The organism is Phenylobacterium sp., from assembly GCF_028290885.1.
Classification (GTDB): domain Bacteria; phylum Pseudomonadota; class Alphaproteobacteria; order Caulobacterales; family Caulobacteraceae; genus Phenylobacterium.
The window spans coordinates 1-25,519 of the sequence record NZ_JAQGIZ010000017.1; the positions used below are offsets into that span (position 1 = coordinate 1).

General features: G+C 69.5%; 31 protein-coding genes and 1 tRNA gene. 18 read left to right on the forward strand and 14 right to left on the reverse strand.

Annotation, left to right across the window (positions count from 1 at the left end; translation table 11 throughout):
* From JWP28_RS01425 to JWP28_RS01445, 5 genes are all read right to left on the reverse strand, one after another.
* Nucleotides 1–839, reverse strand: an 839-nt coding sequence (locus tag JWP28_RS01425) for a 2-oxoglutarate and iron-dependent oxygenase domain-containing protein (protein WP_299539164.1), incomplete at its 3' end; no start/stop codon positions are given.
* 1 nt (nucleotide 840) lies between these two features.
* A complete protein-coding gene (locus JWP28_RS01430; RefSeq protein WP_299539167.1) occupies nucleotides 841–1,569 on the reverse strand; it encodes a glutathione S-transferase N-terminal domain-containing protein in 729 nt (242 codons plus the stop codon).
* 104 nt (nucleotides 1,570–1,673) lie between these two features.
* Nucleotides 1,674–3,410, reverse strand: a complete 1,737-nt coding sequence (locus JWP28_RS01435; RefSeq protein WP_299539169.1) for an amidohydrolase family protein — start codon at nucleotides 3,408–3,410, stop codon at nucleotides 1,674–1,676.
* A 259-nt stretch (nucleotides 3,411–3,669) separates the two neighbouring features.
* On the reverse strand, nucleotides 3,670–4,062 hold the full coding sequence (locus JWP28_RS01440; RefSeq protein WP_299539171.1) for an endonuclease domain-containing protein: 393 nt from the start codon (nucleotides 4,060–4,062) through the stop codon (nucleotides 3,670–3,672).
* The gene (locus tag JWP28_RS01445) at nucleotides 4,041–4,631 is read right to left on the reverse strand and encodes a hypothetical protein (RefSeq protein ID WP_299539173.1); all 591 of its coding nucleotides are present in this window, start codon (nucleotides 4,629–4,631) and stop codon (nucleotides 4,041–4,043) included. Before JWP28_RS01445 ends, JWP28_RS01440 begins: the two co-directional genes overlap by 22 nt.
* 226 nt (nucleotides 4,632–4,857) lie before the next feature.
* Between JWP28_RS01445 and JWP28_RS01450 the strand changes: the two genes are divergently transcribed.
* Nucleotides 4,858–4,947, forward strand: a tRNA-Ser gene (locus tag JWP28_RS01450).
* A 15-nt stretch (nucleotides 4,948–4,962) separates the two neighbouring features.
* On the opposite strand, the gene JWP28_RS01455 is transcribed toward JWP28_RS01450, so the two are convergent.
* On the reverse strand, nucleotides 4,963–5,712 hold the full coding sequence (locus JWP28_RS01455; protein ID WP_299539175.1) for an SDR family oxidoreductase: 750 nt from the start codon (nucleotides 5,710–5,712) through the stop codon (nucleotides 4,963–4,965).
* Nucleotides 5,713–5,809: 97 nt separating this feature from the next.
* Between JWP28_RS01455 and JWP28_RS01460 the strand changes: the two genes are divergently transcribed.
* Nucleotides 5,810–6,169: a helix-turn-helix domain-containing protein gene (locus JWP28_RS01460; RefSeq protein ID WP_299539177.1), complete on the forward strand. Its 360-nt coding sequence runs from the start codon at nucleotides 5,810–5,812 to the stop codon at nucleotides 6,167–6,169.
* A 110-nt stretch (nucleotides 6,170–6,279) separates the two neighbouring features.
* Entirely contained in the window at nucleotides 6,280–6,504 is a 225-nt protein-coding gene (locus JWP28_RS01465; protein WP_299539179.1) for a hypothetical protein, read from the forward strand.
* A gap of 19 nt (nucleotides 6,505–6,523) precedes the next feature.
* On the opposite strand, the gene JWP28_RS01470 is transcribed toward JWP28_RS01465, so the two are convergent.
* Together JWP28_RS01470 and JWP28_RS01475 are read right to left on the reverse strand one after the other, a co-directional pair.
* On the reverse strand, nucleotides 6,524–7,306 hold the full coding sequence (locus tag JWP28_RS01470) for an SDR family oxidoreductase (protein ID WP_299539182.1): 783 nt from the start codon (nucleotides 7,304–7,306) through the stop codon (nucleotides 6,524–6,526).
* A gap of 11 nt (nucleotides 7,307–7,317) precedes the next feature.
* The gene (locus tag JWP28_RS01475) at nucleotides 7,318–8,394 is read right to left on the reverse strand and encodes an aldo/keto reductase (protein WP_299539185.1); all 1,077 of its coding nucleotides are present in this window, start codon (nucleotides 8,392–8,394) and stop codon (nucleotides 7,318–7,320) included.
* A 119-nt stretch (nucleotides 8,395–8,513) separates the two neighbouring features.
* Between JWP28_RS01475 and JWP28_RS01480 the strand changes: the two genes are divergently transcribed.
* The 3 genes from JWP28_RS01480 to JWP28_RS01490 all read left to right on the forward strand — a co-directional run bounded on the left by JWP28_RS01480 (nucleotide 8,514) and on the right by JWP28_RS01490 (nucleotide 10,105).
* The gene (locus JWP28_RS01480) at nucleotides 8,514–9,425 is read left to right on the forward strand and encodes a LysR family transcriptional regulator (protein WP_299539187.1); all 912 of its coding nucleotides are present in this window, start codon (nucleotides 8,514–8,516) and stop codon (nucleotides 9,423–9,425) included.
* Between the two features lie 93 nt (nucleotides 9,426–9,518).
* Nucleotides 9,519–9,797, forward strand: coding sequence for a type II toxin-antitoxin system ParD family antitoxin (locus JWP28_RS01485; RefSeq protein ID WP_299539189.1), 279 nt, complete (start codon nucleotides 9,519–9,521; stop codon nucleotides 9,795–9,797).
* Between the two features lie 2 nt (nucleotides 9,798–9,799).
* Nucleotides 9,800–10,105, forward strand: a complete 306-nt coding sequence (locus JWP28_RS01490; RefSeq protein WP_299539191.1) for a type II toxin-antitoxin system RelE/ParE family toxin — start codon at nucleotides 9,800–9,802, stop codon at nucleotides 10,103–10,105.
* A 9-nt stretch (nucleotides 10,106–10,114) separates the two neighbouring features.
* On the opposite strand, the gene JWP28_RS01495 is transcribed toward JWP28_RS01490, so the two are convergent.
* Complete coding sequence (locus tag JWP28_RS01495) at nucleotides 10,115–11,353, reverse strand: LLM class flavin-dependent oxidoreductase (RefSeq protein ID WP_299539193.1); 1,239 nt, start codon at nucleotides 11,351–11,353, stop codon at nucleotides 10,115–10,117.
* A gap of 151 nt (nucleotides 11,354–11,504) precedes the next feature.
* Here JWP28_RS01495 and JWP28_RS01500 point away from each other — a divergent pair, with 151 nt between their 5' ends.
* The 9 genes from JWP28_RS01500 to JWP28_RS01540 all read left to right on the forward strand — a co-directional run bounded on the left by JWP28_RS01500 (nucleotide 11,505) and on the right by JWP28_RS01540 (nucleotide 19,728).
* Entirely contained in the window at nucleotides 11,505–12,518 is a 1,014-nt protein-coding gene (locus tag JWP28_RS01500) for a septal ring lytic transglycosylase RlpA family protein (protein ID WP_299539195.1), read from the forward strand.
* Between the two features lie 31 nt (nucleotides 12,519–12,549).
* Nucleotides 12,550–13,185, forward strand: a complete 636-nt coding sequence (gene tmk, locus JWP28_RS01505) for a dTMP kinase (protein ID WP_299539196.1) — start codon at nucleotides 12,550–12,552, stop codon at nucleotides 13,183–13,185.
* Complete coding sequence (locus JWP28_RS01510; RefSeq protein WP_299539199.1) at nucleotides 13,178–14,188, forward strand: DNA polymerase III subunit delta'; 1,011 nt, start codon at nucleotides 13,178–13,180, stop codon at nucleotides 14,186–14,188. The genes tmk and JWP28_RS01510 overlap by 8 nt, the downstream gene beginning before the upstream one ends.
* A gap of 8 nt (nucleotides 14,189–14,196) precedes the next feature.
* Nucleotides 14,197–14,973: a TatD family hydrolase gene (locus tag JWP28_RS01515; protein WP_299539202.1), complete on the forward strand. Its 777-nt coding sequence runs from the start codon at nucleotides 14,197–14,199 to the stop codon at nucleotides 14,971–14,973.
* Nucleotides 14,970–15,809, forward strand: a complete 840-nt coding sequence (locus tag JWP28_RS01520; RefSeq protein ID WP_299539205.1) for an MBL fold metallo-hydrolase — start codon at nucleotides 14,970–14,972, stop codon at nucleotides 15,807–15,809. Before JWP28_RS01515 ends, JWP28_RS01520 begins: the two co-directional genes overlap by 4 nt.
* Nucleotides 15,806–16,408 (forward strand): formyltransferase family protein, encoded by a 603-nt coding sequence (locus JWP28_RS01525; RefSeq protein ID WP_299539207.1) that lies wholly within the window; start codon nucleotides 15,806–15,808, stop codon nucleotides 16,406–16,408. The genes JWP28_RS01520 and JWP28_RS01525 overlap by 4 nt, the downstream gene beginning before the upstream one ends.
* Nucleotides 16,409–16,483: 75 nt before the next feature.
* Nucleotides 16,484–17,212 carry a methyltransferase gene (locus JWP28_RS01530; RefSeq protein WP_299539209.1) on the forward strand — a complete coding sequence of 243 codons (729 nt, stop codon included), beginning with the start codon at nucleotides 16,484–16,486 and terminating at the stop codon, nucleotides 17,210–17,212.
* Nucleotides 17,213–17,342: 130 nt separating this feature from the next.
* Complete coding sequence (locus tag JWP28_RS01535) at nucleotides 17,343–18,362, forward strand: IS30 family transposase (protein WP_299539230.1); 1,020 nt, start codon at nucleotides 17,343–17,345, stop codon at nucleotides 18,360–18,362.
* A 100-nt stretch (nucleotides 18,363–18,462) separates the two neighbouring features.
* Entirely contained in the window at nucleotides 18,463–19,728 is a 1,266-nt protein-coding gene (locus JWP28_RS01540; protein WP_299539211.1) for an MFS transporter, read from the forward strand.
* A gap of 287 nt (nucleotides 19,729–20,015) precedes the next feature.
* On the opposite strand, the gene JWP28_RS01545 is transcribed toward JWP28_RS01540, so the two are convergent.
* The 4 genes from JWP28_RS01545 to JWP28_RS01560 form a co-directional block, all read right to left on the reverse strand.
* The gene (locus JWP28_RS01545) at nucleotides 20,016–20,573 is read right to left on the reverse strand and encodes an isochorismatase family cysteine hydrolase (protein WP_299539213.1); all 558 of its coding nucleotides are present in this window, start codon (nucleotides 20,571–20,573) and stop codon (nucleotides 20,016–20,018) included.
* 58 nt (nucleotides 20,574–20,631) lie between these two features.
* Entirely contained in the window at nucleotides 20,632–21,075 is a 444-nt protein-coding gene (locus JWP28_RS01550) for a MarR family transcriptional regulator (protein WP_299539215.1), read from the reverse strand.
* Nucleotides 21,076–21,139: 64 nt separating this feature from the next.
* Nucleotides 21,140–21,826 (reverse strand): GNAT family N-acetyltransferase, encoded by a 687-nt coding sequence (locus tag JWP28_RS01555; protein WP_299539217.1) that lies wholly within the window; start codon nucleotides 21,824–21,826, stop codon nucleotides 21,140–21,142.
* Nucleotides 21,827–21,839: 13 nt separating this feature from the next.
* Complete coding sequence (locus JWP28_RS01560) at nucleotides 21,840–23,027, reverse strand: MFS transporter (protein WP_299539219.1); 1,188 nt, start codon at nucleotides 23,025–23,027, stop codon at nucleotides 21,840–21,842.
* A gap of 146 nt (nucleotides 23,028–23,173) precedes the next feature.
* Here JWP28_RS01560 and JWP28_RS01565 point away from each other — a divergent pair, with 146 nt between their 5' ends.
* The 3 genes from JWP28_RS01565 to JWP28_RS01575 all read left to right on the forward strand — a co-directional run bounded on the left by JWP28_RS01565 (nucleotide 23,174) and on the right by JWP28_RS01575 (nucleotide 24,847).
* Nucleotides 23,174–23,662, forward strand: coding sequence for a hypothetical protein (locus JWP28_RS01565; protein ID WP_299539221.1), 489 nt, complete (start codon nucleotides 23,174–23,176; stop codon nucleotides 23,660–23,662).
* A 61-nt stretch (nucleotides 23,663–23,723) separates the two neighbouring features.
* On the forward strand, nucleotides 23,724–24,542 hold the full coding sequence (mazG, locus tag JWP28_RS01570) for a nucleoside triphosphate pyrophosphohydrolase (protein ID WP_299539223.1): 819 nt from the start codon (nucleotides 23,724–23,726) through the stop codon (nucleotides 24,540–24,542).
* Nucleotides 24,539–24,847, forward strand: a complete 309-nt coding sequence (locus JWP28_RS01575) for a hypothetical protein (protein ID WP_299539225.1) — start codon at nucleotides 24,539–24,541, stop codon at nucleotides 24,845–24,847. The genes mazG and JWP28_RS01575 overlap by 4 nt, the downstream gene beginning before the upstream one ends.
* A gap of 1 nt (nucleotide 24,848) precedes the next feature.
* Here JWP28_RS01575 and JWP28_RS01580 read toward each other — a convergent pair.
* The coding region (locus JWP28_RS01580) for a GTPase (protein ID WP_299539228.1) at nucleotides 24,849–25,519 on the reverse strand (671 nt) is incomplete at its 5' end.

Genomic DNA, 25,519 nt, shown 5'->3' on the forward strand with positions numbered 1-25,519 from the left:
AAGTCGGGGTCGAAGAACAGCGGGAAGGACAGCCGGTCGTGGCCGCTGACGTTCTTCACCCGGTGCGGTGTGGACCTGTAGCGGCCGCCGGTCAGGCGCTCGAGCATGTCGCCGATGTTGCAGACCAGGGCGCCCTCGATGGGCGGCGCCTCGATCCAGCCCTCCGGCGTCTTCACTTGCAGGCCGCCGTGGCAGTCCTGGGCGAGCAGGGTGAGCAGGCCATAGTCGGTATGCTCGCCGACGCCCCAGGATTGGCTCCAGTCCACGTCGGCCGAACCTGTCGCCGGATAGTGGAAGATTCGGAAGAGGACGGTCGGCTCGCCGGTGTAGGCGCGGGCGAAGTACTGGGCGTCGAGACCCAGGCTGAGCGACACACCCTCCATCAGCACGGCCGCAGCGCGCGTGGCGCCGTCCATGTAGGCGCCGGCCGCGGCCTTCAGTCCGGGCGCCTCGGCGGGCCACAGGTTCGCGCCATGCAGCGGCACGCCGGCCCGCACGCGGGGATGGTCGGGCGAAAGCTCGGTCCCGAGGTAGAGGCCTTCCTCCAGGTCCGGGCGGCCGGAGGTGAGTTCCCCGCCCACCGGGAAGTAGCCGCGCCAGGCCCGTCCGCCGCGGGCCATGGAGATCGCCATCTTAGCGTCGAGCGGCAGGGCGAAGAACCGCCGGCTCTCCTCGTCCAGCGCCCGGAGCACGTCGAGGCCGATGCCGTGGCCCACCAGGTAGAAGAAGCCGTACGCTTCGCAGGCCCTGGCGATCTTGCCGGCGACCCGCGCCCGGCCGGCGGCGTCGCCGGACCCTAACAGCGGCGCCATGTCGATCACCGGCAGGCCGGGACGCATGTCAGGCCACGGGCGCGGGGCGGGCGCGCTGGTTGTAGAGCAGCTTGCGCCGCCGCTCCTGCTCCTCGGGCGGCAAGGTCGCGGGATCCTCAGCCGGCAGGCCGGTGGTCACCGCCATGCCCTTCTCCACGGCAGGCCGCGCCGACAGCGCCTCGAACCAGCGCTTGAAATATTTGAACTCGTCGAGGTCGATGCCCTGCAGCTGCCAGCTCGCCGTCCAGGGATAGGAGATCATGTCGGCGATCGTGTAGTCGTCGCCCGCCAGATAGGGCCGGTCGTACAGGCGGTTGTTCAGCACGCCGTAGAGCCGGTGGGTCTCGTCGGCGAAGCGGCGCTGGGCGTAGGACTGGTCGCCGTGCTCGGGGCCGAGACGTCCGAAGTGCCCGCGCTCGCCGGTCTTCGGGCCCTGGTTGGCCATCTGCCACATGACCCATTGGGCGACCTCGTACTTGGTCCGGGTGTCCTGCGGCCAGAAGCGGCCCTCCTTCTCGGCCAGGTACATCATGATCGCGCCGGACTCGAAGACGCCGATCGGCTCGCCGCCGCCGGCGGGCGCGTCGTCGACCAGGGCCGGCATGCGGTGGTTGGGGCTGATCTTCAGGAAGCCGTCGGTGAACTGGTCGCCGCGGCCGATGTGCACCGGCACGATCCGGTAGGGGACGCCCAGCTCCTCCAGGAGGATGGTGACCTTCTTGCCGTTGGGGGTGGGCCAATAGTGGAGGTCGTACATCGAAGCGCCTCGCTGTCATGCCAACTTAAGGCGCGAACCCTAGTCCGCCGCCCTGCCGCGGCAAGCCGACAAGTCCTGAAAGCGCGCTCAGCCGCGCTTAAGGGCTATTCCGCGGCCAGCAGGGCCGGCGCGGCCTGGGGGCCGCGGACCAGCTTGCCGGGCAGCTCGCCCGTGGCGACGCCGTTTTCGAAGGTGACGACGCCAGAAACCACGGTGGCGCGGTAGCCCTCCGCCCGCTGCACCAGCCGGCGCCCGTCGGCCGGCAGGTCGAAGATCATTTCAGGCGCGAGGATCTGCAGGCGCTCGAAATCGATGACGTTGACGTCGGCCTTCAGGCCCGGCGCCAGCACGCCGCGGTCGTGCATGCCGTAGAGGCGGGCGGTGTCGCGGGTCTGCATGGCCACCACCTTCTCCAGCGGCAGGCGCTCGCCGCGTTCGCGGTCGCGGACCCAGTAGCTCAGCATATAGGTCGGGAAGCTGGCGTCGCAGATCACGCCGCAGTGGGCGCCGCCGTCCGAGAGGCTCAGCACCGTCGCCGGGTGGTTCATCATCTCGGCGATGTGGTCGAAGTTGAACTTCGAATAGTTGAGCAGCGGCAGGTAGATATAGCCGCGCCCGTCGTTCTCCATCAGCATGTCGTAGATGATCGCCTGCGGATCGACGCCGGCGCGCTTCGCCTCCGCGGCGATGGAGTCCTCGGCGCGCGGCTCATAGTCGAGCCGGCCGTCGCGCTCCAGGCGGAACATGGTCGCGAAACCGTGGGTCAGGATGGCGCCGATGCCGGGCGGGGGCGGGGCGTCCTCGCTGATGATCGCCTCGCGCACCGCGGGGTCCTTCAGCCGGACCAGGCGTTCGGCGAAGGGCAGGTCGGCGATGGCGCGATAGGCCTGTTTGCGGACGAACGGATGCACCGTCGACTGCCAGCCGAGCACCATGCCGGTGGGGCGGCAAGCGATCTGGGCGGTGATCTGAGCGCCCTCTGCGCGAGCCTCCTCGGTCAGTTTCAGGAGGTCGCGCCACTTCTCGGGCTGCATCGGCGACTGCAGCATGCCGAAGGTCACCGGCAGGCCGGAGGCCGCGGCGAACTGCTTCATCCAGTGGAACTCGTCCTCGGGGATCGTCATGTCCGAGGCGATCTCGAAGACCCCGTGGCCGGCCTGCCCCAGCGCCCGGCCGATGCCGACCATCTCGTCGGCGCCGGCGAAGGTGCCGGGCACCGGCTCGCCGTCCTTGGCGCGGTGAAGCTGGGTGCGGGAGGTGGAAAAGCCGAGCGCGCCGGCCTCGAGCGCCTCGCGGGTGATCTTCGCCATCTCGGCGATGTCGGCCGGCGTCGCGGCCTCGTTGCGCGCGCCACGCTCGCCCATAACGTAGGCGCGGATCGAGCCGTGCGGGGCCTGGGTCGCGACGTCGAGCACGAAGGGCCGGCGGTCGAGGCTGTCGAGATATTCGGGGAAGGTCTCCCAGTCCCATTTGATGCCCTCGGCGAGCGCCGCGCCCGGGATGTCCTCGACCGACTCCATCAGGCCGATCAGCCAGTCGTGGCGGTCGGGCCGGGCGGGCGCGAAGCCCACGCCGCAGTTGCCCATGACCACGGTCGTGACCCCGTGCCAGCAGGAGGGCGAAAGGTAGGAGTCCCAGGTGGCCTGGCCGTCGTAGTGGGTGTGGATGTCGACCCAACCCGGCGTGACCAGGAGCCCGGTGGCGTCGATCTCGCGCGTGCCGGCCGCGGAGACGTTTCCGACCTTGGTGATCAGCCCGGCATCGATCGCCACATCGGCCACGCGGGCCGGCGCGCCTGTGCCGTCGACCACGGTCCCGCCACGGATCACCAGGTCATGCATTCGTCGCCTCCCAGGGCTTTTGCCGGAAGGGTAGGCGCCGGTAAGGGCGGATGTCGACGGGGACGTGGCGTCAACCGGCGACAGCGCTACTCTCCTCGCCCCCCGGCGAAGCCGAGAGGGGAAAGGGTAGGGAGAGGGGCGGCTCCGATCTGTCCGTCGCTCCCGAGGGTGGGGCAAGGGCCCGCTATTCATGGGTCATGGCTGGACCTGGAGCGGTGGCCGACAGTCCTGCGTCGCCCCTCTCCCTACCCTCTCCCCTCTACGCTTCGCGTGGGGGAGAGGAGTTGGAGCGCTCTCCGCCACAGGCGTCGAGGATCGTGAGGCAGACGCCGTCGCGGTTTTCCATCACGGCGGAGTTCCCGAACCGCAGGACGCACAGGCCCAGCCCTTCGAGGTAGGCCGTGCGCCTCGCGTCGTAGTCCAGTTGCTCAGAGTGCTGCCCGCCGTCCAGCTCGACCACCAGGGTGGCCTCGACGCATAGGAAATCGACGATGTAGCGGCCCCTTGGGACTTGCCGCCGCCACTTCCAGCCGCCCAGGCGATGGGCGCGCAAGGCGTTCCACAGACGCGCCTCAGCGTCGGTGTCTTCGCGACGGAGACGCCGCGCCCGCTCGAGGGGGATCGGATTTTTCAGGGTTCGGAAGGTGGCCATATCGGAGGCGGGTGGGTCATGGCTGGGTCCGGAGCGGCGGGTGAGGGTTCTGCGTCGCCCCTTTCCCCACCCTCTGTCCTCTCGCTTCGAGTGGGGGAGAGGAGGTTGGCCTCTTCGAGGGCCCAGTCCTCGTCGGCCCAGAGGCTCCAGTCCGGCGTCACGCCCAGATCGCGGCAGATGCGGGCGACGTGTTCGGAGATCGGGCGGTCGGCGAAACGGAGCTCGTCTTCGTATTCGAAGCGTTCGTGGAGATCGCCCAGCAGGTCTTCGCGGTCGGTCCCGTCGGCCTCGGCTCCGATGGCCTGTTCGACGACTTGGCGAACGACGGCCTTTCGCTGGAGGCCGCGGCGCCTGGCGTGTTCGGCCTGGGTCCGCCGGTCCCGCGCGTCGCGGTCCTCGGCGAGCCTGGCTTCGAGGGCGAGCGTCTGGCGCACGGCGCGGGCGATGCGCGAGAACATCAGGCCGAAATCGGCGCACGCCGGCTCGGCAGGGGCCGGGTCGAGGGCCTTCGCCCGTACGTCCCGCGCCAGGTCCATGCCGATCTCGGCCAGTTCCTGAAGCGTCGTCAAATGTCGCTCGGCGCGTTCGTCGGCGCACTTGCAGCCACACGGCTGCGGTTCGGCGGCGATGGGGCAGGCTCCCTCGGACATGAACAAAACAGGAACACGGATCGGGGCGGAAGTCAAGAAAAACCACGCCGGCGTCTCCGCGGCCACTTCGGAAGGATGGTCATGGCCGGGCAGGGAGGAGGTGGCGATGGAGCCCCGCCGCGACGCCTGCTAAACACCGCCTCCCGGACGGGTGGCCGAGTGGTTTAAGGCAGCGGTCTTGAAAACCGCCGTGGGTGCAAGCCCACCGTGGGTTCGAATCCCACCCCGTCCGCCACGACCTTGCGATTGGTCAGACCTGCGCCATGCCGCCGTCGACGAACACTTCGCTTCCGGTCATGAAGCTGCTGTCGTCCGAGGCGAGGAAGAGCGCCACGGCAGCCGTCTCCTCGGGAAGGCCCATGCGTCCGATGGGTGTCTGGGCGACCAGGCCCGCGATTATCGCGTCCTGGCTCCCCATCCTCGCCAAGGCGTTGAAGAGGCCGGGCGTTGTCGTGGGGCCGGGCGATAGGACATTCACGCGGATGCCGGAGCCCTTCAGGTCCAACGCCCAACTGCGGGCGAAATTGCGGATCGCGGCCTTGGTCGCGCTGTAGACGCTGAACGCCGGCGTTCCCATCGAGCCCGTGGTCGAACCTGTGAGGATGATCGACCCGCCGGCCTGCATCAGCGGCAGCGCCTTCTGGACTGTGAACAAGGTTCCTTTGACGTTGACGTCGAAGACCAGGTCGAAGGACGCCTCGGTGATCGCGCCCAAAGGGGCCAACGCGCCCAGCCCGGCATTGGCGAAGAGTACGTCGATGCGCCCTCGCTCGGCGCGCACTGTTGCGAACAGCCGATCCAGGTCGTCCAGGTGCGAGACATCCCCCTGGACCGCCGTCACCCCGGAGCCAATCGCCTCCACCGCCTTATCCAGCTCCTCCTGGCGACGGCCGGTGATGAAGACATGGGCGCCCTCCGCGACGAACCGCTTGGCGGCGGCCAAGCCGATGCCGCTGTTGCCACCGGTGATGACCGCGGTCTTGCCTTCGAGCCTGCCCATGCGAGCCTCCTGAGAATGGTGATCCCCGAAGAGGTGGGTCTTGCTTTTCATTCCACCAGTATGCACCTTTTGGTAAGTGCCTATGGGAGACCCACAAATGGCGGCGATCGCTTTGACCTGCGGCTTGGACGCCGCCCTGGCCGTGATCGGCGGGAAGTGGAAGCCCCTGATCCTGTTTCACCTCGCGCACGGCGCCCGGCGCTATGGAGATTTGAGGCGCGCTGTTGGAAGCGTCAGCGACAAGATGCTCGTCCAGCAGCTCAAGGAACTGCAGGCAGACGGAATCATCGACCGGCTCGACTTCAAGGAGATCCCGCCAAAGGTCGAATATTCCCTCACGGCGTTCGGCGGAACCTTAGCCAAAGCCTTGGCCCCGCTTTGTGTCTGGGGAACCGAGCACATGAGCCAAGTCGAGAGGCTCATGTCACACCGGCAAACAGAAGCGGATGCCGCCTGACTGGGCTCAGCCGCGGGATCGCCTGAGAGGCCGAGTGAAGCAGGGCCGCACCCCCTGTGCCATTCCGGCACGCTCCTTGCACAGCCGCTGCGGCAACCAGGAGCCGCCCGATGACCCTATCCGTCCACGCCGCCTCGGCCGCCGTCGCCGCCCAGGCGAACCACGCCCCCAATCCCGCCCAGCAGGCGAGAGCTGCCGACCCCACGGCAAAAGGCGCCGACTTCGGAGCGCTGGTTTCGCAGTTCGCCAAGGCCAAGCACGCCGCGGCGCCGCCGGCCTCGACCTTGCCGCCGGCAGCCGACGTCACCGCGCCCGCCACCGACGTCACCGTCTAGCACTTCGGCGGCGCGGCGCTCACACTGTCGGCGTCGTGCCGCCGTCGATCACATATTCCGCGCCGGTGATCGCGGCCGCCAGCGGCGAGGCGCGGAAGGCCACCAACTCCGCCACCTCCTGCGGCTTCGCCGGCCGGCCGATGGGAATGCCGCCGAGCGAGTCCATCAAGCCCTGGCGGGCGGCTGCGTAGTCGACGCCCGCCTTGCTCGCCAGCTCAGTGACGAGGCCAACGGCGGCCTCGGTTTCGACCCAGCCGGGCGACACCCGCACAACCCGCACGCCCTTGGGGCCAACCTCCTTCGAGAGCGCCTTGCTGTAGTTTGCCAGCCCCGCCTTGGCCGCGGCATAGGCGATGGTCGCTTCCGGCAACGGCAGCCGGCTCTGGATCGAAGTGATGTGGACGATCACGCCTTCGCCCTGGGCCAGCATGCCGGGCAGCAACGCGCGGTCCAGGCGCACCGCCGGCATCAGGTTGGTGTCGAGCGCGCGGCGCCACTCATCGTCGTCCAGCACGGCGAATCCGCCCGCCGGCGCCGAGGAGCCGCCGAGGACGTGTACAATGATGTCGACGCCGCCGAGCCGGTCGCGGACGGCTTGCGCCACCGCCTCGCAGCCCTCGGGCGTGCTGAGGTCGGCGGCAACGAACAGGTCGTCTGGTTCGCCCTCAGGGCGGGGGGCGCGGGCGGTCGTCAGCACGCTTGCCCCGGCGTCGCGGAGCCGCCGTGCGACGGCTTCGCCGATGCCCTTGGTTCCGCCGGTGACCAGGGCCCGGTGGTCCGCGAAGTCGAGCGCAGGTTGCATGATATCAGTCCTCACCAGATCCGTTCCGGAAGCCGCGTCCCGGCGGTGAACGTAGGCGCGAACATCGGCGAGCGCAGCAGGTCGTGGGGGAAGCCGAGCGTGATCGCACTGGCCGCGTCGAGGCGGGCGCGGTGCTCGTCGCTGAGCGACACCTCGAGGGCGCCGAGGTTGTCCTCCAGCTGCTTCTGGGTGCGCGCGCCCAGCGTGGTCGCGGTCACCGCCGGATTGGTCAGGGTCCAGGCGAGCGCGATCTGGGCCGAGGAGTGGCCGGCCTCGGCGGCGACGGCGGCTACCACGTCGGCGATCGCCAGGCCGCGTTCGGAGAGCGAACCGTAGGCGGCGGCCACGGCCTTGCGCGTCCCCACCACCCCAGTCTGGCCCTCTCCGGCGCCCAGGTCGGCGCGGCTGTACTTGCCGGTCAAGACGCCGTTGGCCAGCGGCGACCAGGGGATGACGCCCAGGCCCATCTCGCGGGCCATCGGCATCAGGTCGCGCTCCGGCGTGCGTTCGACCAGGCTGTATTCGCTCTGCATGGCGACGAGCGGCGCCCAGCCGCGCAGATCGGCGGTGGCCTGCATGCGCGAGACCTGCCAGGCCGGCGTGTCGGAGACGCCCAGGTAGATCACCTTGCCCTGGCGGACCAGGTCGTCGAGGCCGCGCAGGATCTCGTCGATCGGAGTCACCGCGTCCCACATGTGCAGGTACAGCAGGTCGATGTAGTCGGTGCGCAGCCGCTTCAGGCTCTCTTCCACCGAGCGCATCATGCTCTTGCGATGGTTGCCGCCGGAGTTCGGGTCGCCGGGGCGTGTCGCCATGGTGTACTTCGTCGAGATCACCAGCTGTTCGCGCCGGCCTTCCGCGAACTCGCCGACCAGGCGCTCGGACGTGCCGTTGGTGTAGGCGTTGGCGGTGTCGACGAAGTTGCCGCCGCGCTCGACGTAGGCGTCGAAGATGCGGCGCGCCTCGGCGTCGTCGGCGCCCCAGCCCCAGTCGGCGCCGAAGGTCATGGCCCCAAGCGCCATGGGCGACACCCGAAGGCCAGAGCGGCCCAGCAGGCGGTAGGAATTCAGCTCCAGGCGTTCGCTCACGGCGGCCTCCATCGGTCGGTCGAAACGCGGGGAGCGCGTCCGTGAGCTCCAACATGGCGGCTGCGGCTGATTAGATAATCGGCTATGATCTAACAGGGCTATTTAGTGACGAGGGCATAATGAGAGGCTCCGACTTCGCTGAGCTGCGAGCCTTCGCCGCCGTGGTGGAGCGGGCCAGCTTCGCGCGAGCGGCGATGCAGCTCGGCCTCTCGGCCTCGGCGCTCAGCCAGACGATCCGCCAGCTGGAGGCGCGCCTCGGCGTGCGGCTGCTGAACCGCACCACCCGCAGCGTGGCGCCTACTTCGGCCGGGGAGCGGCTCTACGACCGGATCTCTCCGATGATGCGGGAGATGGACGCCGCCGTGGCGGAGGCTGTAGCGGTCACCGGACGGGTGGCGGGTCCGCTGCGCATCAACACCCCGGGCATGGCGGCCGCCAAGTTGATCGCCCCCAGGCTCGGCCGCTTCCATCGGGCGCATCCCGACGTGGTGCTGGATATCGTCATCGACGACGGCCTTAGCGACATCGTCGCCGGACGCTTCGACGCCGGCATCCGCGGCGGCGAGCGCCTGGACAAGGATGTGATCGCCGTCCGCCTGACCCCCGACATGCAGATGATGGCGGTCGCCTCGCCGGACTATCTCGCGGGCCACGGCGAGCCCAAGGTCCCGGCTGACCTGCATCGCCACGCCTGCATCAACTGGCGCTATCCGGTCGGCGGAAACATCTACCGCTGGGAGTTCGAGAAGGACGGTAAGGAATTCGAGATGGGCGTGGAGGGCCCGTTGATCTCCAGCCACCAGGAGGTGGTGCTGCAAGGGGCGCTGCAGGGCATCGGCATCCTCTACACCTATGACGACGACCGCATCTATGAAGCGATCGCCGAGGGGCGGCTGAAGCGCGTCCTGGCCGACTGGTCGCCGAGCTTCCCGGGGCTCTTCCTCTACTATTCGAACCGGCGCCACCCGCAGCCGGCGCTACGGGCCTTCATCGACTGCCTGCTGGACCGCGACCTGGCGGCCGCCGCCTAGCGCGCCTCTGAGGGCGGGGCGGCCGGACCCGACGGTCCAACTTGAACGTCGCTACGAATAGGATTAAATCCTATTCGACGGAAAGGTCAGCCCATGCGCTCCACCCAACAGCTCAGCATCACTCTGCCCATTGAGATGGCCGCGGAGGTCCGCGCGCGCGTCGCTTCAGGCGAATACGCGAGCGAGAGCGAGGTCATAAGGGACGGGTTGCGCGTGTTGCGAGTCCGCGATCAGGCGGTGGAGACCTGGCTACGCGGCCAGGTGGTGGCCGCGTTCGACGCGCTGAAGGTCGACCCGTCGCGCGCGCTGAGCGCCGCCGACGTGCGGGCGGCGCTGAAGGATGAGCATCCGCGTGGCGCCAAGGGCGGGTGACGATGCCCTATCGGGTGATTTTCGCGCCCGAGGCGCTGACGCAACTCCTTCAACTCTACCAGTATGTTGCCGACAAAGCCTCACCGGATACAGCCGCGCGCTTCACCGACGCTATCGTCTCGCACTGCGAAGGTCTCGCGGATTTTCCGCTACGTGGAGCGCCCCGCGAGGATCTCAGGCCCGGCCTGCGCACCCTGGCCTTCCGTGGCCGCGTCACGATTGCCTATGCCGTCGGCTTGGCTGACGTCGCCATCCTCGGCGTCTTCTACGGAGGCGTCGACTTTGAGGCGGTCCTGGGCGAGGATTGACCCACCGGCTCAGCTCGTCGCGTTGATCTGCGCTCTCTGCACCGACGCCTTCACCACCGGGATATCCTCGTCCGCCAGCGGCTGCATCCAGCGCTTCCGCTTCATCGCCGCCTCCAGGTAGGGCGCAAGCTCGGCGGCCTTGCTGGCTTCGCGCTCGGCGACCTCGGCCTTGAATTCGCCCATGACCTCGGCGGCGAAAAGTTCCAGGGACTGGCAGATGTGTGCGTGCTGGTTGCGGCCCGCCTGCTGCAGGAAGATCACCTGGTCGACGCCGGCATCCCGGAAGGCTGCGATGTGGTCGCGGATGTCGGCCGGCGTGCCGATGCCGTTGGCGTTGCGCTCGGCCATCTTGGTGGCGGCGATGATCTCTTCGTCGCGGTTTCCGCGCGCCTTCTGGAAGTCGGCGAACAGGGTCGAGCGGCCGGGCACCGCGTCGTGGGCCACCAGCGCATTCACCGCATAGCCGAAGAACTCGAAGCCCTCCTGGCCCCGCCGGATGGCCTCGGCCCGGTCGTGGTGGACGGAGAAGTTCGACACCATGGCCATGTTGGCGTTCACCGCGTGGCCGATGGGGACGCACTCGTCCGACTTGATGATGCCGTAGTAGATCTCGGCCCAGTTCCGCGCCTCCTCGGGATTGACGAAGGAGAAGGCCAGCGCGCCGACGCCGATGGAGGCCGCGATCTTGATAGTGTCGCGGTTGGTGCAGGCCATCCACATCGGCGGGTGCGGCTTCTGCACGGGCTTTGGCACCACGTTGCGGCAGGGGAAGGAGAAGCCCTTGCCCTCGAAGCCGGGATAGGGGTCCATGACCATCATGTTGGCGATCTGCTCGGCCGCCTCCAGCGCCATGGCCCGCTTTTCCTTGGCCGGGATGCCGAAGCCGCCGAGTTCCAGCCGCGTCGCGCCCTCGCCGATGCCGAAGTCGAGGCGGCCGTTGGAGATGATGTCCAGCGTCGCCAGGCCCTCGGCGGTGCGGGCGGGGTGGTTGTAGTTGGGGATCACCTGGCGGATGCCGTGGCCGACGCGGATATTCTTGGTGAGCGCCGCGCAGGCCGCCAGGAACACCTCGGGCGCGGAGGAGTGGGAATATTCCTCCAGGAAGTGGTGCTCGACCTCCCAGGCGTAGTCGTAGCCGAGGCGGTCGGCGAGCACGACCTGCTCCAGGGCCTGGTGGAACAGCCGGGCCTCGTCGCCGTCGTTCCACGGCTTGGGGAGCTGGTGCTCGTAGAAGATCCCGAACCGCATCGCTGCGTTCTCCGCCTATCGCCGGCCCGTCTCGCGCAGGCGCTCCGGCCACTTCCCGCCAGGTGTGCGGATTTGGCAAGACCCGGTTAACCCCGACGAAAGCTTGCCCAGGCAACCTCGGGCCTCGCAAAGGCCAGGGGAGCAGGGCGTCATGGACCGCGGACACATCGTGCGAACGGGCCGGTTGGCGGTCGTGCTCTTGGGGAGCGCCACGCTCACGGCCTGCATGACGCCCCAGTACGCCGCGCGCGGGCCCGTAGGCTACGCCCCTGAGGTCCCTGCCAAGGCGCCACCCGCGCCGCGCGGCCACTACAAGACCGGCGACCCCTACCAGGTGGGCGGCATCTGGTACGTGCCGCACGAGCAACCGAACTACGACCAGACCGGGGTCGCCTCCTGGTACGGCGACGCCTTCCAGATGAAGGCCACCGCCAACGGCGAGATCTTCGACATGAACCAGTTCTCGGCGGCGCACACGACCCTGCCGCTGCCGTCGATGGTGGAGGTCACCAACCTCGACAACGGCCGAAAGCTCACCGTACGGGTCAACGACCGCGGACCGTTCGTCGGCGCGCGGATCATCGACCTGAGCCACGCTGCGGCCCGCGAACTCGGCTACGACCGCCAGGGCACCGCGCGCGTGCGGGTGCGCTATGTCGGGCCCGCGCCGCTGGGCGGACCGGAGGCCGGCGTGCGCATCGCCAGGGCGACGGCGCCCGCCTATCTCCCGGCGAAGGCCGTTCGGCCGGCGGATGAGGACATCTTCGCCGCCGCGACGCCTGCGGCCACGGCCCCGATCGGGACCCCGCCCCGGCGTGGGCTGCAGGTCGAGGTGAAGCCGCTGGTGGCCCCACCTGAGCCGGTGTCCGTCTCGACGCTGAGCCCGTTGGCGCAATTCGCGCGTTCCGACGCCTTGGCGGCCGAGACCGGCGTCTACCGCATCCAGGCCGGCGCCTTCGCCGACCGGGCCCATGCGCGGCGCGCCGCCGACCAGCTCTCTGCGCAGGGCGTGGCGACCGTCGAGCCGTTCGATCGGGGCGGGACCACGCTCTACCGGGTGCTGCTGCCGGGGCCCACGGACGAGGCCGAGGCCTATGCGCTGCGGGACAAGGTGGCGCAGAGCGGCTTCGCCGACGCGCGGGTCGTGCGGCCGTCTACCTTCTAGACTTTGACGGCGAACTGGCCATCTTGCGCCCGTGGCGCAGGGTCGGTTCATCACGTTCGAAGGCGGCGAGGGGGCGGGGAAGTCCACCCAGCTCAAGCGCCTGGTCGCGCGTCTGCAGACCGGCGGCCGCGAGGTCGTCGCCACCCGCGAGCCGGGCGGATCGCCGGGCGCCGAGGCCATCCGCGACCTGGTGTTGAAGGGCAATGCCGACCGCTGGAGTCCGGTCACCGAGACGCTGCTGATGTACGCCGCGCGGCGCGACCATATCGAGCGCGTGATCCGGCCGGCCCTGGCGCGCGGCGCCTGGGTGGTCTGCGATCGTTTCGCCGATTCCACGCGGGCCTATCAGGGGGCGGCCGGCGGGACCGACGCGGCGCTGATCGCGGCGCTGGAATGCTCCGTCCTGGAGGGGACGCGGCCCGACGTCACCCTGATCTTCGACCTGCCGGTGGTCTTAGGCCTGGAGCGGGCGCATGCCCGGGCCGGCGCGGAGATGCGCTTCGAATCCAAGGGCCAGGACTTCCACGAGCGGCTGCGCGCGGCCTTCCTGGCGATCGCCAGGGCCGAGCCGGAGCGGTGCGCGGTGATCGACGCGACCGGGTCGCTGGACGACGTCGAGGCCAAGGTCTGGTCGGCCGTCTGGGGCCTGCTCGCCGTCCATGAGTGAGATGCGCCATCCGCGGGAGGTCTTCGACCTCATGGGCCACGAGGCCGCCGAAACGGCTTTCGAGGCGACGCGCGCCCGCGGGCGGCTGCACCACGCCTGGCTGCTCACCGGCCCGGAGGGGGTCGGCAAGGCGACCTTCGCCTATCGCGCCGCCCGCCGCCTGCTGGGCGCGCCGGCGGACCCCGCCCATGGGATCCTGGGCTCCAGTCCCGACCATCCGGTGAGCCGCCAGGTCATCGCCCGCTCGCACCCCGACCTCTTCATGATCGAGCGGCTGGGGCAGGACGGCAAGGTCCGCAAGGTGATCCCGGTGGACGAGGCGCGGGGCCTGTCGGAGTTCTTCTCCAAGTCGCCGGCCAGCGCGCCGCATCGGGTGGCGATCGTCGACGCCGCCGACGATCTCAACGTCAACGCCGCCAACGCCATCCTCAAGACCCTGGAGGAGCCGCCGGCGCACGGCGTGCTGCTGATGGTCAGCCACGCGCCGGGACGCCTGCTGCCCACCATCCGCTCCCGCTGCCGCCGGCTCGCCTTCCGGCCCCTGCCGCTGGAAGACGCCGCCGCCTTCGTACGCGACCGAGAGGACATCAGCGAAGAGGCCGCGCTGCGGCTGGCCAGGATGGCCGGCGGCGCCCCCGGACGGGCCTGGGCGCTGGCCGGCGCGAACGCCATCGCCATGGACGACGCGGCCCGCGCGCTGATCGAGGGCCTGCCGCGCGTCGACGAGGCCATGGCGCTGTCGCTCGCCGACCGGTTCCGGGGCGCAGAAGGCCAGGCGCAGTTCAACCTGCTGTTCGACCGCCTGGCCGAGCGGGTGCACGGCTTCTCCGCCGGCCAAGCAAGAGAGGGGCGGGCCGGGCAGGGGGGCGGTCTCGACCGCTGGGCCCAGGCCTGGGAGACCCTGCAGCGGCTGCCGCGCGAGGTGGAGGCGCTGAACCTCGACCGCGCCGACGCGCTGTTCACCGCATTGGGCGAGTTGCGCCAGGCCGCCCGGGCGGCCTAGACGGGCGCATGCTGATCGACAGCCACGTCAACCTGCACGCGCCGCAATTCGACGAGGACCGCGAGGCGGTGATCTCCCGGGGCCTGGCGTCGGGCGTGCGCCTGATGGTCAACATCTGCGACCGGGTCTCGAACTACGAGGCGGTGCGCCTGGTCGCCCAGCACCCGGACATCTGGTGCACGGTCGGCACCCATCCGCACGAGGCCAAGGAAGACCCGGACCTCTCGGCGGAGACGCTCGCGGCGATCGCGGCCGATCCGCGGGTGGTCGGCATCGGCGAGACCGGGCTCGACTTCCACTACGACCTCAGCCCCCGCCACATCCAGGCCCAGGTGTTCCGCGCCCACGCCGCGGCCGCGCGGCTGACCGGCCTGCCGCTGGTGGTCCACGCCCGCGAGGCCGACGCGGAGATGGGCGACATCCTGGAGGACGAATTCGCCAAGGGGCCGTTCCGCCTGCTGATGCACTGCTACACCTCAGGCGCGGAGCTGGCTTCGCGGGCGGCGGCGCTGGGCGCCTGGTTCTCGGTCTCCGGCATCGCCACCTTCAAGGCCGCCGAGGAGGTGCGTGCGGTGATCCGCGACATGCCGGCCGAGCGGATCATCGTCGAGACCGACTGCCCCTACCTCGCGCCGGTTCCCTACCGCGGGCGGCGCAACGAGCCGGCCTTCCTGCCGCATATCCTGGCCAAGCTCGCCGAGATCCGCGGCTGGACGCTGCAGGAGGCCGAGGCGCGCACGGAAGACGCCTTCTTCGCCCTGTTCGAGCGGATCCCGCGGCCATGAGCGGGACCCTGGAGATCACCATCCTCGGCTGCGGCTCCTCCGGCGGCGTGCCGCGGGCGGACGGCGACTGGGGCGCCTGTGATCCGGCGGACCCCAAGAACCTGCGCTCGCGCTGTTCCCTCCTCGTCCGGCGTTCAGGCCGGATGGAGAAGGGGGAGGGGGCGGAACGCGAAACCACGGTGATCGTCGACACCTCGCCGGACCTGCGCCTGCAGACGGCGCAGGCCGGCGCCAAGCGGCTCGACGCCATCCTGCTGACCCACGACCACGCCGACCAGGTGCACGGCATCGACGACGTGCGGGCCTTCTTCATCCGCCAGCGGGCGCGGATCGGCTGCCACATGGACACGGCGACCGACGCCTCGATGATGCGCCGGTTCGGCTACATCTTCGAGGGCGAAGGCGGCTATCCGGCGATCTGCGACCGCCGCCCGGTCCCGGCGCATGGGGTCCGCTGGCAGGTCGACGGCCCGTCGGGCTCGATCCCGGTGGTCAGCTTCGACCAGGACCACGGCGGAGTGCGCTCGGTGGGCTACCGGTTCGGCGGCGTCGCCTACTCCAGCGATGTGGTTAACCTGGATGAATCCGCGTTCGAGGCGCTCGCCGGCCTCGACGTCTGGATCGTCGACGCGCTGCGCTATCGCCCGCACCCGACCCATGCGCACCTGGAGCGCACGCTGGAGTGGATCGAGCGCCTGAAGCCGCGGCGGGCGATCCTCACCAACCTGCACATCGACCTCGACTACGCGACCTTGAAGGCCGAGTTGCCGATGGGCGTCGAGCCGGCCTTCGACGGGCTTCGTTTCGAACATGAACTCAGCGGTGAATTCGCGTGATATCTTCGCCGCTTAAGCTGGGGTTCCTCGCGTCCGGGAACGGCTCCAGCGCCCGCGCCATCGTGGCCGCGATCCGGGCGGGCGAACTGGCGGCCGAGGCGCGCCTGCTGGTGAGCAATAACCGCAGCGCGCCGGCGCTGGCGTTCGCCGCCGCGGCGGAGGTGCCGGCGCTGTGCATTCCGACCCAGGGCGATCCGGACGCCGCCGACGCGCGGCTGGCCGAGGCCATGGCGAGCCACGACGTCCAGCTCATTGTTCTCTCGGGCTATCTGCGCCAACTGGGGCCGCAGACGCTCGGCCGCTATGCGGGGCGCGTGCTCAACATCCATCCCGGACCGCTGCCGGCGTTCGGGGGCCACGGCATGTACGGCCGCCGCGTCCACGAGGCGGTGATCGCCGCCGGCGCCGCCGAGAGCGGCATCGTCATCCACCTGGTCGACGAGGAATACGACCGCGGCCCGGTGATCGCGCGCCGCGCCGTGCCTGTGGAGCCGGGGGACACGCCGGAGAGCCTCGAAGCGCGCGTCACGGCGCTGGAGCCGGGGTTTTTCGTCGAGAGCCTGTGTCGGATCGCCCGCGGCGAGATCGTCCTTCGCTGAGCGGCGCGAACGCGGGTTGTGCGCGGCGCGCATCGGCCGCAGCTTGGCCGGCAGGGATGAAACCGGGAGGATGAGATGATGCACTTCAAGACGACGGCGATCGCGCTGGCCCTGGCGCTGGCGGCGGCGGGCGCTCCTGCGATGGCGCAACAGGCTCCGGCCAAGCCGCCGGCGGACGCCATGACCGATCCGTCGTTCAAGCGCGAGGCGGTTCTGGCCTTCATCGGCGTGAAGCCGGGCGACCGGGTGGCGGACATCGTCGCCGGGCGCTTCACGCGCGCGCTCAGCGTGGCCGTGGGGCCGAAGGGCAAGGTCTATGCGGTCGAGCCGGCCGAAGTCGTGAAGGCGCATCCCGAGGTGATGCAGATGATGAACGGCGCCGCGGCGGCCGCCGAGGGTCACAACATCGAGGTGCTGTCCGCACCGGTGAACGCCTTAGGCCTACCGAGCGGCCTCGACGCCGTGTTCATCCGTCAGAACTATCACGACCTGCACGACAGGTTCATGGGTCCGGCCGACGTGCCGGCGTTCAACCGCGCGGTCTATGCGGCTTTGAAGCCCGGAGGCGTCTTCGTGGTGCTGGACCACGCGGCGGCCAAGGGATCAGGTCTGGCCGCCACCGACACGCTGCACCGGATCGATGCCGACGCGGCCGCCGCGGAGGTCCTGGCGGCGGGCTTCAAGCTGGACGGACAGAGCGACGTGTTCGCCAATCCGGCCGATCCGCACGACAAGAACGTGTTCGATCCGTCGATCCGGGGACACACCGACCAGTTCATGTTCCGGTTCCGAAAGCCCAAATGATCCAAACCGGAGCCGCAACGATTTCCGATAATCTTCCTTAGGCGCAAAACGGATGCGGCGTGGTGGATTCCATTTCCAAGTGCGACCTGCCAAGGATTTCAGCGGGTTGCTGGGCAATGGGAGCCGCGCCTTGGGAACACGTTACGACCACCTCACCCTGAGTGAGCGGAAGCTGATTTTCCAGCTGCGCGAAGCCAAGATGTCCGTGCCGCGGATCGCCGAGCGGCTATGTCGGCGTCGCTCGACCATACACCGCGAGATCCGGCGCAACTGGCACGACGACGGGCCCTGGCTGCGCGGCTACTTCCCCCAGGCCGCCCAGTCGCGCACGGATCGGCGCCGCATCCGCCAGCGCAAGCTGCATCTGAATCCGGACCTGGCGCGGCACGTCATCGCCCAACTGCAGCAAGCCTGGTCGCCGGAGCAGATCGCCGGTCGGCTGCGGCGCGAGTCTGGCGGCGAACAACGGATCAGCCACGAGACCATCTATCAGTTCGTCTATGGCGACGTGGGACGTCAGCAGAACCTGTATCAGCTGTTGCCGTGCCAACGCCGCCGCCGCCGGAAGCGCTACGCTCGCAAGCCGCGCGGCGTGACGATCCCGCCCGAGAACACCTTCTCCGAGCGCCCTGACGAGATCGCCGAGCGCAGCTCGTTCGGCCACTGGGAGGGCGACCTGGTAATGTTCCGCCGGGCGCATGGCCAGCGGAGTGTACTCTCGCTGGTCGAGCGGCAGACCCGGTTCGCGGTCCTACGGGTGCAGCCGAGCCGTCATTCCAAGCCGATCATGAACAGCCTGACCGAGGACCTCGGAGGCTTGCCGCCCGCAGCGCGGCGGACCGTCACCTTCGATCGCGGAACCGAATTTGCCGCCTACCCCGCTCTGAAAACCTCGCTCGGGATGGATGCCTACTTTTGCGCGCCTCAGGCGCCCTGGCAGAAGGGAACCGTCGAGAACACCAACGGTCGACTGCGACGCTTCCTGCCACTCGACGCGGACATCTCCGACCGCAGCACGGCCGACCTGCGCGCCCTCGCCGCCAAAATGAACGCCACACCGCGCAAATGCCTCGGGTTCATGACGCCGGCCGAAGCGTTCGCCGCGTCACTTCGGAGCTGTGGGGTTTCGTCAGCCGGGCCGGGACCCTGAAGGTCGGATTTCTGGACCGGCTTCAATTTCGCTCCCCGACCCATTGCGGACCTTCGGAGAGTCCGCTTACCGTCGCCTGGAGTGATCCGTCGGGGGCGACATGGACATCCACAAGCCCAAGCTATGGCAAGGCAGGCGTGGGCTTGTGCTTGCCCTGGTTAGCCTTGGCATCCTGCTCAACTACGCCGACCGCCAGATCATCGCCGTCCTGAAGCCTATGCTTCAGCACGACCTTGGCTGGACCGACGGCGATTACGGTCGGATAACCTCGGCTTTCCAATTCGCCACAGCCTTCTCCTTCCTTGGCACAGGCTGGCTCGTCGACCGCATCGGGTGGCGGCGTGCCAACCCGCTTGGGGTGGCGCTCTGGAGCCTGGCGGCAATCGGCCACGCTTTCGCCCGAACGGTCGGGCAGTTCACGGTCGCGCGAGCTGCCCTCGGGGTCACGGAGGCCCTGAACTCGCCGACCGCGATCAAGACAGCCGCGGCCCTTTACCCCAACGACCTCCGGGCGATGGCGTACGGCATCATCTCCGCCGCGAGCACCCTGGGCGCCGTCGTAACCCCACTGGTCATCCCGCTCGTCGCCTTGAAAATCGGTTGGGCCAACGCGTTCCTGGTCACCGGCGGTCTCGGCCTCCTCTGGGTCGTGGCGTGGCAGGGTTCGCGAGCGGGGCAGGTCGTCGCGGCTGAGGCGGACACGCCGACGCCGGCCTTCGTGGAGACATCCCGCCTCACGGACGTTCTGACCGACCGGCGCACCTGGGCCGTGGCCGGAGCCCGCGCGTGTTCGGACAGCGTCTGGTGGCTGCTGCTCTACTGGATGCCTGACCTGTTTAACCGCGTGTTCCACCTCGGCATGAGCGCCTTCGGCCTGCCGCTCGCGGTAATTTACGCCGCCTCCGGGGTCGGTGCGCTGCTCGCCGGCTTCGCTTCCACGCGCCTGCTCTCTGCGGGCGTCAGCGTCAACGCCACGCGCAAATGGCTGATGCTGACGGCGGCCCTGCTGGTGATCCCCGTCTGGTACGCGGCATCGGCGGGGAACTACTGGCTGGCGACGGCGATCCTCGGCCTGACGCTCGCGGCCCACCAATGCTTCTCGGTCAACATTTTTGCGCTGGCCACCGACATCTCACCGCCCGGACGCGTGGCGACCGTCATCGCGATCCAGGCCTTCAGCGGAAACATCTCCGGCATGGCGATGCTGTCCATCGCGGGCTGGACTCTCGACCATGGATACGGCTACGGGCCCCTTCTCACCTGGGCGTCGGTTGCGTATCTGCTGGGAGTCGGCTGGGTGCAGTTGCTGCTCCCGCGTATTGAGGGCGTCGCGCCTGGGCCGGAGGCTGCGCCTGCCGTGGCCTGAGGCGTCTGCATCGACCCGGCTCGGCCGCGTCCGCACTTTGGACCTGCCCTTACTTCCGCTTTCCCCCCCGAGGCGAAGTTCGGAACTTCCGCTTCTCGGCAACTACGTGCTCGCGCGCCTGCCGGCGCGCTCGAAGCGAAGGTTGCAGCTGAACCACCGTGCGCCGGCCCGGCGGTCGGGCTCTGCGCGCCGTGGGGCTCCGCGCCCGCCCGCCGTCCGGTCCCCTGCCCCGTCGCACTTCGCCTGGAACCCACACGTCACGGCGAACCAGGGGTCCCCCCTCGCTGTCAGTTCCGCTGGTTCAGCAGGGCCAGCACCTCGTCGGTGCTGGCCGTCTCGCCGATCCGGGGAAAGGTCATCTCGACACTGTGTCGGTGCGCCTCGGCGCTGAGGTCCGTCATGGCGTCCACGACCAGGGCGACATTGTAGCCGCGGTCGTAGGCATCGCGCGCCGTCGCCTCCACGCCGCCGCTCGTCACGATGCCGGTCAGAACGACCTGCGTTACGCCGCATAGGCGCAGGATCTGCTCGAGGCCGGTCCCGTAGAAGGCGCCCGGCTGTTGCTTGGTTACAATGTGGTCGCCGGGCTGGAGATCCAGCTCGGGAATAAGCTCCGTCCAGTCGGCCGGGGGCGACAAGCTGACCTTGAACTCGGTGCGGCCAGGTGCGAGGCCGACCACGTTCACGAGGACGACCGGCAGGCCCTGTTGGCGAAAGGCGCGCGCGAGCCGGGCGACACGATCGATAATGCCGGGCATGGGATGGATCGTCGGCAGGGCGACGACGCCCTTCTGCATGTCGATCACCACCAGGGCGGCGACGGGGTCGATTTGAGTGAGCGCCATTGGCGTCTTCCTTGAAGTCAGATGGTGAAGGACGGGCGCCCTTTGGAAGATGCGGCAGTCATGAGTCGCTCAGGCGCTTGATCAGGGCGACGGCGGCAACGAGGGTTTGCTGTTCACCGGGCGCCAGCTCTGCAATGGCGGCCGAAAGCCACTCCCGCTTCAGATGGGTGTCCCTTCGCCGGGTGGCGACACCTGGTTCCGTGAGCGCAAACAGCACCTGCCGGCCGTCCGTCGGATGAGCATGCCGCTGGACCAATCCATCCTGTTCCAAGCTGGCGAGCGCGGCGCCCATCGATTGGGGCTTCATGGCTTCCGCTCGCGCGAGCTCCGCCGTCGTCATCCGCCCGACCTCGTCCAGCCGCGCCAGGATTGCGAGCTGCGACAAAGTCAGCTCGCTTGGGTTCGATTCCGCACGCAGCCGACGAATAAGCTGTCCGGTCGCTTGCAAGAGCTCCGTGACGGTCATTTCCAGGGACAGGGGCGCGGCGGGGACGCGGCTCATGCCTCATCCATAGATATAGACAGCTAAACTGGCAAGTTTAACTGTCGAGTCTTTTGGAGAGCCCCTAGCCGCGGATCAGCACCGTCATGGCGATCTCCCGGCGAAGCGCAAATCCCAGGGACTCGTAAAGCCCGATCGCGCCGGTGTTGCTGGCGTAGGCGTGTAGGAACGGCATCTCGCCGCGGGCCAGGATGCGGGCGGCCACCATCCGCATCAGCGCGCCGGCGTAGCCTCGGCCGCGATGGTCCGGATGGGTGCAGACGCCGCTGACTTCGGTGAAGCCGGTGGGCTTCATGCGCTCGCCGGCCATGGCCACCAGCCGGCCCTCCGCCTTCACGCCCACGAAATCGCCGAGCTGGTGCGTCCGCGCGAAGAACGGTCCCGGCCGGGTCAGGGTCGCCAGCGCCAGCATCTGCGGCGCGTCGGCCTCGGTCAGCGCGACGATGCTGAAACCGGGCGGTTCATCCGGCGTGAGGCCTTCGGCGGTCATTTGCCAGACGATTGCGCGCGACACCACGGCCGTCCCGGGAATGGCCGGCGGTTCGTCAGCTTCGACCAGCGCCACCTCGCCCTGGGCCGGCACGAGGGCCGCCAGGGCGGCGAGGCTGTCGGACCCAGCGTCCGCCGCGGCCGCGAAAAGCCCATAGTCCGCCGCGAGCCGCACCGCCCGCCCGTCGCCCACCGCGAGGCCCGCCTGGCGGGTGGTCAGCGCGCTCCAGATCGGGCGGTCCAGGGGATGATGAGCTTGCATCGGCTGCCCTTACCTACGCCAGGACCGCCATTTTCCGCGCCAGACGGCGCAGGGCGATGGCGGCGGCGACACTGATCGCGGAAATCGCCGTCAGGATCCAGAGCGTCGTCGCCCCGCCCATCCGGGCGATGAGGAAGGCGCCGATCGAGGGCGCCAGCGCCGCCGTGATGGTGATCGGCCGGCCCAGCCGTCCGGAAATCACCGGCGCCTCCAGCGGACCGAACAGGTATAGCGGCAGCGATCCCCGGCTGATCGACACCAGTCCAATACCCGCGCCATAGGACATCAGGGCCAAGGCGGCCACGCTCAGCGGCAGGATCGGCAGCAATCCAACCCCCAGCGTGATCGCTCCGACCGCCACGATTATCGTCAAGCTGGGGTGGATGCGCGCGCCGAACAGCGACTCGCCGAACCTGGCGCTGACCTGGGTCGGGCCGATGAAGACGCCCAGGCCGATGGCCGCGGCCATGGTCAGGCCGCGCTCGCGCAGCAGGGTCACCAGGTGCACCGAGACGATCGAGGCGACCAGGGTCTCGGCCATCAGCACTGCTCCCAGCAACACGACGGCGGCCCGGGCTGTGTCCGACAGAGTGGCGGCGGCCGCCCCCTCGCCCGGCTTTGCCTGCGCCTCGACGTGCGGCTCGGCGGCGGGCAGCAGGAAGCGATAGACCGGCAGGGCGACGGCCAGGTGCATCAGGGCGTAGACCCCGCAGGTCCAGCGCCAGCCCACCTGGGTCACCAGGACGCCGCTCAGGCTCCAGAACACAGTGCTGGCGAAGCCGCCCCACAGGGTCACCGTCGTGATCGCCCGGCGCGCCTCCAGGCCGTAGAGCCGGCCGAGCGCCCCGAAGGCCGTGTCATAGAGCCCACAGGCCATGGCCAGGCCGATCACCATCCAGCCGGCGAAATAGACGACCAGGTTGGGCGAGACCGCCAGTAGGCCAAGGCCGCCCGCGAACAGGAAGCTCGACACGCTGAGCGCCGGACGCCCGCCGTGCCGCTTGATCCAGCGCCCGACCCGCGGCGCCACTGTCGCCCCCGCCAGTTGACCTACTGACATGCCGCCGATGATCCACGGCAATGGCCAGCCAGTGTCCGCGCGGATCGGCTGGCTGAGCACTGTCAGCAGGTAGAGCGAGGTCCCGAAGGCCAGCATCTGCGCCAGGCCGACGCCCGAGGCGACGGCCCAGCGCGGAGGCATCAGCGCCCTCCTCCGATCGACGTAGGCGCGTCGAGACTGTGCGGGGCCGTCATGCGCCTATTCTGGCGCGATTCCCGGGCGCCGGTAGTTGCGGCGGCCGCGGAGTGGCCTACCTTAGGTGTGAGGGCCATGAACAGGATATCAGCATGCGGACCCTAGCTATCGCCACCGTCGCCCTTTTCGCCAGCGCCGGCGCAGCCGCCGCGGCCCCCGCTGCGGTGAACGTCACCATCGGCCCCGAGCTCCAGGCCAAGGCCGCCAGCACGCTCGGCGTGCGCGAGGTCAACGACCTCGCCAACGACCTGCGCACCACAGTGGAGAAACGGCTCGCCAGGAGCGGCGCCTACGACGGCGCGCGGATCGAGCTTGAGCTGACCGACGCCCAACCCAACCGGCCCACCTTCAAGCAGCTGGGCGATAGGCCCGGCCTCTCCTACGAGAGCTTCGGGCTGGGCGGCGCGCGCATCGAGGGTAGCGCCATCGCGCCGGACGGCCATGTCACGCCGCTCAGCTACAAGTACTACGAGTCCGACATCCGCTGGGCCCGCCGCGGCGGAACCTGGGCGGACGCGGAGTGGACCTTCGATCGTTTCGCCCAAAAGCTCGGCCGCGGTGACGCCGTCGCCAGCCGCTAAGGCAGCTTGCCTCTGAGGACGGCGCACGGTCTGATCGCCGTACGCCTCCCCAGAGAGTCCCATGACCAGAGCCGCTCCGCCCGCCGATCTGCGGCCCATCGACCGGCTGCTGGCGATCATGGCGCGGCTGCGCGACCCGGCCGACGGCTGTCCCTGGGACCTGGAGCAGACGTTCGCCACCGTCGCGCCCTACACCGTCGAGGAGGCCTATGAGGTCGCCGACGCCATCGAGCGGGGCGACCTTTCCGACCTGAAGGAAGAGCTGGGGGACCTGCTGCTGCAGGTGGTGTTCCATGCGCGCATGGCCGAGGAGCAAGGCGCCTTCGCCTTCGAGGACGTGGCCGCCGCCATCAACGACAAGATGGTGCGCCGCCACCCGCATGTGTTCGCCGAGGAAACCTACGCCTCCCTCGCCCACCAGAAGGAGGGCTGGGAAGCGCTGAAAGCCGCCGAGCGTCACGGGAAGGGCCGCACGGCCAGCCTGCTGGACGACGTCCCCGTCGGCCTGCCTGCCCTCACCCGCGCCGTGAAGCTCTCCAGGCGCGCGGCGGGCGTCGGCTTCGTCTGGCCGACAGTCGAGGACGTGATGGCCAAGCTGCACGAGGAAGTCGCGGAGCTGGAGGCCGAGATCGCCGCCGGAGACCTGGAGAAGGCCCGCCAGGAGATGGGCGACGTGCTGTTCGTGGTCGCCAACCTCGCCCGCACCCTGGAGGTGGACCCAGAGGACTCCCTGCGCTTCACCAACGCCAAGTTCGCGCGGCGCTTCCAGTACATCGAGGCGACGCTCGCCGAGCGCGGCAAGACCCCGGACCAGTCGGACCTCGCCGAGATGGACGCCCTTTGGGACGAAGCGAAGGCGGCGGAGAAGGTCGCGAAATGAGCTCGCCGCCCGAACGCTTCGGGGCGCTGGCGACCGCCCTGCTTGCGCAGCCCGGCGTGACCCTGTCCGAGCGCCGAGGCTTTGCGCGCGACTCCCTGATGGTCAACGGCAAGCTGTTCGCCGCCGTGCGGGGCGACGTCTTGTTGCTCAAGTTGCCTGCCGAGCGCGTGGCGGCCCTCATCGCCGCCGGCGAGGGCGCGCCCTTTGACGCCAACAAGGGAAGGCCGATGAAGGAATGGGTGCTGGCCCGCATGGACGCGGACTGGGAGGCCCTGGCGCGTGAAGCCGCCGCGTTCGTGGCCTAGTCTAGTGCCCGCGCACCTCGGCTCCCGGGAACTGCTGCTCGAACTGGCCCAGCGCCTGGGGTGACAGGCTGACGGCCAGGCGCACGGAGCCGTCCTTGCCGTCGCGGCGCTCCAGGACGCGGCCGTGGCGGTAGAGCCAGGCGATCGCCGCCCCCTCGCCCACCGGCGTGAAGACGTCCACCGGGGGCGCCTCGTCGACCAGGGCGGCGATGGCCTCCAGCAGCGCGTCGCAGCCTTCGCCGGTGACGGCGGAGAGCGGGATCGCCGGCGGATGGGCGCGGCGGGCGTCGCCCATGACGATCTCCCGACCGTCTTCCGGCAAGAGGTCGATCTTGTTCCAGACTTCCAGGATGCTGCGGTCCTCCATGTCGACGCCCAGGCGCTCCAGCACCGTGCGCACGTCGCCGGCCTGGGCGGCGCTTTCGGGGCTGGCGATGTCACGCACGTGGAGAACGACGTCGGCCTCCTTGACCTCCTCGAGCGTGGCGCGGAACGCCTCCACCAGCTCGTGCGGCAGGTCGGAGATGAAGCCCACGGTGTCGGACAGGATGGCCGGCCGCCCGTCGGGCAGCTTCAGCATCCGCAGCGTCGGGTCGAGGGTGGCGAACAGCATGTCCTCGGCGACGACTTCGGACTGGGTCAGCCGGTTGAACAGCGTCGACTTGCCGGCGT